The sequence below is a fragment of the Mycobacterium sp. TH-M103 genome, from assembly GCF_057473785.1.
In genome coordinates, this window is the sequence record NZ_JBYCLG010000277.1 from 1 (window position 1) to 5,729 (window position 5,729).

6 protein-coding genes are annotated in these 5,729 nt (G+C 67.2%); all 6 read right to left on the minus strand.

What is annotated here, in order from left to right; genetic code table 11:
- Window positions 1-104: 104 nt before the first annotated feature.
- Complete coding sequence (locus AC2VOR_RS15635; protein WP_369736299.1) at window positions 105-2,756, minus strand: replicative DNA helicase; 2,652 nt, start codon at window positions 2,754-2,756, stop codon at window positions 105-107.
- Window positions 2,757-3,263: 507 nt separating this feature from the next.
- Window positions 3,264-3,722, minus strand: a complete 459-nt coding sequence (rplI, locus tag AC2VOR_RS15640; protein ID WP_369736298.1) for a 50S ribosomal protein L9 — start codon at window positions 3,720-3,722, stop codon at window positions 3,264-3,266.
- A 32-nt stretch (window positions 3,723-3,754) separates the two neighbouring features.
- Window positions 3,755-4,009: a 30S ribosomal protein S18 gene (rpsR, locus tag AC2VOR_RS15645; RefSeq protein ID WP_369736297.1), complete on the minus strand. Its 255-nt coding sequence runs from the start codon at window positions 4,007-4,009 to the stop codon at window positions 3,755-3,757.
- A gap of 42 nt (window positions 4,010-4,051) precedes the next feature.
- The gene (locus tag AC2VOR_RS15650) at window positions 4,052-4,576 is read right to left on the minus strand and encodes a single-stranded DNA-binding protein (protein WP_369736296.1); all 525 of its coding nucleotides are present in this window, start codon (window positions 4,574-4,576) and stop codon (window positions 4,052-4,054) included.
- Between the two features lie 100 nt (window positions 4,577-4,676).
- On the minus strand, window positions 4,677-4,967 hold the full coding sequence (gene rpsF / locus AC2VOR_RS15655) for a 30S ribosomal protein S6 (protein ID WP_369736295.1): 291 nt from the start codon (window positions 4,965-4,967) through the stop codon (window positions 4,677-4,679).
- A gap of 143 nt (window positions 4,968-5,110) precedes the next feature.
- On the minus strand, window positions 5,111-5,729 hold a 619-nt coding region (locus AC2VOR_RS15660; protein WP_486964083.1), incomplete at its 5' end, for a DJ-1/PfpI family protein.

A 5,729-nucleotide genomic window follows, 5' to 3' on the forward strand; every position in this document is an offset into this window, starting at 1 on the left:
CCACCCCGGGGGACTTACCCTCAACGTTTCTGCCCAAGTGCAACAGTGGTGCAGTCAGTCTTGATAAAGTGCAGTCAGATTTCAGAACCTACAGCGGCGCTCGATCACCGCGCCATATTGGCGAACCGCGACAAGTGCAGCTGGTGCGCGACGGTGACCGTCTTGGTTGGGCCGTTGCGGTGTTTGGCGAGAATGAAGTCGGCTTCTCCCCCGCGCGGGTCGTCGCGCTCGAAGGCGTCCGGCCGGTTCAGTAGGATCACCATGTCGGCATCTTGTTCGAGCGAGTTGTGGACGCTGATGCCGTTCGCGACGAAATTGTGTGTACCGTCGACGGTTCCGTCGTAGACGTCCTGCGCGCCGAGGCTGGTGATCTCGACGACCGTGTCCCAGAAGACGTCGTTGGTGGCCAGCGCGTGAATGGCCGGGTCGTCGAGCAGCGCCGCGGCGCGATGCAGCCTGGAGCGGCTTGGCGAATGCTTCCACATCGTCGACCCACAGAACTGAGCGCCCATGGCGGCGGCGAATTCCCGATGGGTCATCTGCCTCGCGGACAGCGCCTCGCGAACCTGCACCCAGACCGCTTTCGGCACTGTGTCGAGGTTCGTGTTGCGCACCAAGCCTTCGAGATGAGACAGGACCTCTTGTGCCGCCGCGGCTTTCACGCCGTGGACGCCGACGTGCCGCAGGAAGCGGGCCTGATTCTCCGCCCCGTAGATGCAGAGGTGCCACCCGTCGCGGTAACCGAGTTTCGTCGCGCGCTTGATGCGCGCGAAGACTCCGACCCGCAGCAGCAGTTGAGCGACGTCATCGATCAGGCGCCGGCTCGTCGACGCGTAGTAGATCCGCCCCCGGCCCGCCTTGTCGTCCCACCGCACCGACCCGTGGGTCGCCCACAGGTGCCGCAGGAACAGCGCAACCTGGTCGTTGGGAGCGCGGAACACCGGCTCCGGAACGAACTTTTCGTAGCTGCGCTTGCCGAACAGCCCCAAACCATCCAGCCACGCCGCGATCGGGTTGCGCTTGCCGTGGGTCAACGGCGCCGGCGCCGGCAGGCGCAGCGTGGTCACCCGCGCCGCCGGGTATTCGTCGCGGACGGCCCGCACACCGAAGTGCGCGGCGGCGATCGTCACCGCGCCGAGGTTCGCCTCCTCCACCGACGCATAGTGGATCGGCTGGCGCTTCACGCACGGCCCATCGCCGATCATGTGGGCCAGCAGGATCACCTCGGACTCGTCCATGCGCTGGGTGTCGAAGGGCTCCGGAACGAGCCGGGGCGCCGCGATGCGATCGCCGACCTGCAACTGCTCCAAGGGGGTCCAGCCGTCGAGCTTCATGAATGGGTGGTTGCCGGTGGCCTCGACCTCGCGGCCCGAGGTGAGCCGGAGCCGGAACACCTCTTTGTGCCCGCTGGGGAAGACGTTGGTCATCGGGCGGGCGACCATGCGCATCCGCTCGTCCAGCGACCACACCCACGGCCGCTCGCCGGTCCGCATGAGCTCACCGAACGTGACCTCGGCGCCGGTGTCCGCGCGCAGGATTCGCGTGGCGGCGGTCAGGCACCCCGACTCGCGAAGGTCCGAGAGCATCGGCTTCTTGTCGGTGCGCTGCTCGGGCCCGCGGTTGAGCTGGCTGATCGCCACCACCGGCACCTCGAGCTCCTTCGCCAAAAGCTTCAGATGCCTTGAGAATTCGGACACCTCGATCTGCCGAGACTCGACCTTCTTGCCCGAGGTCATCAGCTGCAGGTAGTCGACCACAACCAGCTTGAGGTTGGCCTTCTGACGCAGCCGGCGCGCCTTGGCGCGGATCTCCATCATGGTCAGGTTGGGCGAGTCGTCGATGTACAGCGGCGCCTCGCTGATCTCGCTCATCCGCCGCGCCAGCCGGGTCCAGTCGTCGTCGCTCATCCGGCCCGAACGCATGTCGGCCAGCTTGATCTTCGCCTCCGCCGACAGCAACCGCATCACGATCTCGGACTTGCTCATCTCCAGCGAGAAGATGACGCTGGCCATCCGGTGCTTGATCGAACACGATCGCATGAAATCCAGACCCAGGGTCGACTTCCCCACGCCGGGCCTGGCCGCCACGATGATCATCTGCCCCGGATGCAGGCCGTTGGTCACCTCGTCGAGCTCGGTGAACCCGGTCGGCACGCCGCGCGCCACCCCGCCGTTGGAAGCGATGGCGTCGATCTCGTCCATCGTCGGCTGCAGCAGGTCCTCGAGCGGGACGAAGTCCTCCGACATCCGCCGTTCGGCGACGTCGTAGATCTCGGCCTGCGCGCGGTCGACGATCTCGGCCACGTCGGCGCCCTCGGCGCCGGCGTAGCCGTACTGCACCACCCGCGTGCCGGCCTCCACCAGCCGGCGCAGCAGCGCCTTCTCGGCCACGATTCCCGCGTAGTACCCGGCGTTGGCCGCCGTGGGCACCGTCGAGATCAGGGTGTGCAGATACGGCGCCCCGCCGATGCGGCGCAGCAGGCCGCGGCGGTCCAGCTCGGCGGCCACCGTCACCGCGTCGGCCGGCTCCCCGCGCCCGTAGAGGTCCAGGATCGCGTCGTAGACGTTCTGGTGGGCGGGGCGGTAGAAGTCCCCGGGCCGCAGGCGCTCCAGCACGTCGGCGATGGCATCCTTGCTCAGCAGCATCCCGCCCAACACCGACTGCTCGGCAGCCAGGTCCTGCGGGGGCTGACGACCGAAGTCCTCACTGGGCGGCGCGGACTCCGCGCCAGGCGCCAGGTCGTCGACGACCGCCATCGGGTGCATCCTCCTCTGACTCAAGTGTCCGAAAGTACATTCGATAACCGGTATTCAGACCATAAGCCAAGGCACTGACACCCCCCGACCCACAGCACCCGCATCACCTCGTGCCGGGAGAACGGTAAACGTTGCTGGCGCGGACTGAAAGGGGCCGCTGTTCATAGAGCTGTGCATGGTGTGTGTATATCCGTCGACACCTGTGTTGAGGGGGGTGTGGAGAACCTGTGGATCAAATCGGCGTGCTACGGCATCTCCGCAGATACGCGTCATACAACGCCACACATTTGATGTGGACAAGAATCTGATCGGCGTGTCGGGCCAGGTTACTGCCCCGGGCGTGTTGTCTTTCGACCAGATTTTCGCTTCGTTACACGGGGGTTACGGCACGCGCGCGGACATTACGCGGAAAAAGTTCGCTGGGGTAGCCGTGCGCGACCGCGCACACGGCCGCGAGCGGGGTGCACAGACAGCAAGGACTGCCTCCGGCAGGCAAAGATTTGGGAGTTAGCCCTGCGCGACGACCTCGAGGTCGACGTCGACGTCGACCTCGGGGTGCAGGTGCACCGACACCCGGTGGGTGCCGACGGCCTTGATGTGCGCTTTGGGCAACCGGACGATCCGCCGGTCCAGGTTGGGGCCGCCGGCCTTCTTGATGGCCGCGACCACGTCGCTGGCGGTCACCGAGCCGAACAGCTTGCCGGAGTCCGCCGCGGTCTTCACCGGTAGCGAGACGGAACCGAGCGCCGCGATAGCGGCCTTGAGCTCGTCGGCGTGCTCGCGGTCGCGCACCATCTTGGTCTCGCGGGCGCGGCGAATCTCGTCGGCCTGCTTCTGGGCACCGCGCGAGGCGACGATCGCCAACCCGCGTGGCAGCAGGAAGTTGCGGCCGTACCCGTCCTTGACCTCGACCGTGTCGCCGACGGTCCCGAGATGGTCTACGTCAGCCGTCAGAATCAGCTTCATCGTCTTCGTACTTTCGGTTGAGCGTCCGGCGCCTAGCGCGCCGAGGAGGTGAAGGGCAGCAGCGCCACCTCGCGGGCGTTCTTCACCGCGATCGCGATGTCGCGCTGGTGCTGCACGCAGTTGCCGGTCACCCGGCGGGCCCGGATCTTGCCGCGCTCACTGATGTAGGTGCGCAGCAACGTGGTGTCCTTGTAGTCGATCTGCTGCCCCTTCTTCGAGCAGAAGACGCACTTGCGTGCCTTGACCGGCTTCTCGGGCGCCGGGCGCCGCTTGGTGGACTTGGCCATGTGTGTTGTTCTTTCCGTTCTCGTGGGTGAAGTTCACGTGTTCTAGAAGGGCGGCTCGTCGTCGCCGCCACCGAAGGAGCCCGACGCCGGGGCACTGCCCCACGGATCGTCGGCCGGTGCGTTGCTCGCCTGCGGAGCAGCCTGACGGGATCCGCCGCCACCGCCGCCACCGAAGCCGCCGCCACCCCCGCCGCCGCCGCTGCGGCTGGCCTTGTTGACCTTGGCGGTGGCATACCGCAGCGACGGCCCGATCTCGTCGACCTCGACCTCGACCACGGTGCGCTTCTCGCCTTCGCGGGTCTCGAAGGACCGCTGCTTGAGCCGCCCGGTGACGATCACGCGGGAGCCGCGGGTCAGGCTCTCGGCAACGTTCTCGGCGGCCTCCCGCCAGATGTTGCACCGCAGGAACAGCGCCTCGCCGTCCTTCCACTCCCCGCTCTGGCGGTCATAGATCCTGGGTGTGGACGCGACGGTGAAATTCGCGACGGCGGCACCCGAGGGCGTGAACCGCAGCTCGGGATCAGCGGTCAGGTTTCCGACGACGGTGATAGTGGTGTCACCAGCCACAATTTCCTCCTGGGTCCGCTGCTACGACGGTCGATGTCATGAGCATGTTCTCGCGAAGCCTACGCAGCCGCACCGACGGCGAACAGTCAGTGCTGTCGACTCAGTGCTTGTCGGCGCGCATCACCTTGGTGCGCAGCACCGACTCGTTGAGGCTCAGCTGGCGGTCCAGCTCGGACACCGTCGCCGGCTCGGCCTTCACGTCGATGACGGCGTAGATGCCCTCGGCGTGCTTGGCGATCTCGTAGGCCAGCCGGCGCCGGCCCCAGATGTCGACCTTGTCGACGCTTCCCCCGTCCTTGCGGACGACGTTGAGGAACGTCTCCAGCGACGGGGCGACGGTGCGTTCGTCGAGCGTGGGGTCAAGAATGACCATGATTTCGTATGGACGCATGGAAACCTCACCACCTCCTCTGGTCTCGAGCGGCCACGGTCGTTCCGTGGCAGGAGGGTCGCCTGCGTCGGCAACCGCCCCAGGGTACCGGACGGCGGGCGGCCTAGCGAAATCCGGGGCAATCCGGGAAATCCGGCGGCCACTCACTCCCGGACGCGCACGTACTCCACGGCCCTGGCCATCGTGGCCTCGTCGGCCTTGGCGAGCGAACCCGAGTCGAACGGCGGCTGCGGGTCGTACTCGATGAGCAGCTGCGCGGCCTGCGCGGCCTCGCGGTCTACGAGCAATTCGACGAGCCGCAGGGCCATATCGATGCCGCTGGACACCCCCGCGGCGGTAATGATCCGCTGCGGCAGGTGCTCGACGACGCGTTCGGCCACGTAGCTGCCGCCCAGCCCGTTGAGCACGTCGGCCGCGCCCCAGTGGGTGGCCGCGGTCAGACCGTCGAGCAGGCCCGCGGCGGCCAGCAGCAACGCGCCCGTGCACACCGACGTCGTGAACGTGGTGTTCGGGTGCACTGCCTGCAGCCAGTCGCACACCGACTCGTCGTGGATGAGCTGGCGGGTGCCCACGCCACCGGGGAACACGACCACATCGGGCGCCGCGACCTCGTCGAAGGTCGCGTCACAGGCGAAGCCCAGCATCCCGTTCTCCGTCCGCACCTCACCGCGGCGGTGCCCGACGAACACGATGTCGATCGACGGGACGCGCTGCAGCACCTCGTAGGGCCCCACCGCGTCGAGCGCGGTGAACCGGGGAAAC

Excerpts from the sequence above, each read along its gene's own strand:
- rpsF (WP_369736295.1), bottom strand. The coding sequence starts at position 4,967 with ATGCGTCCATACGAAATCATGGTCATTCTTGACCCCACGCTCGACGAA.
- rplI (WP_369736298.1), bottom strand. The coding sequence starts at position 3,722 with ATGAAGCTGATTCTGACGGCTGACGTAGACCATCTCGGGACCGTCGGC.
- AC2VOR_RS15635 (WP_369736299.1), bottom strand. The coding sequence starts at position 2,756 with ATGGCGGTCGTCGACGACCTGGCGCCTGGCGCGGAGTCCGCGCCGCCC.
- rpsR (WP_369736297.1), bottom strand. The coding sequence starts at position 4,009 with ATGGCCAAGTCCACCAAGCGGCGCCCGGCGCCCGAGAAGCCGGTCAAG.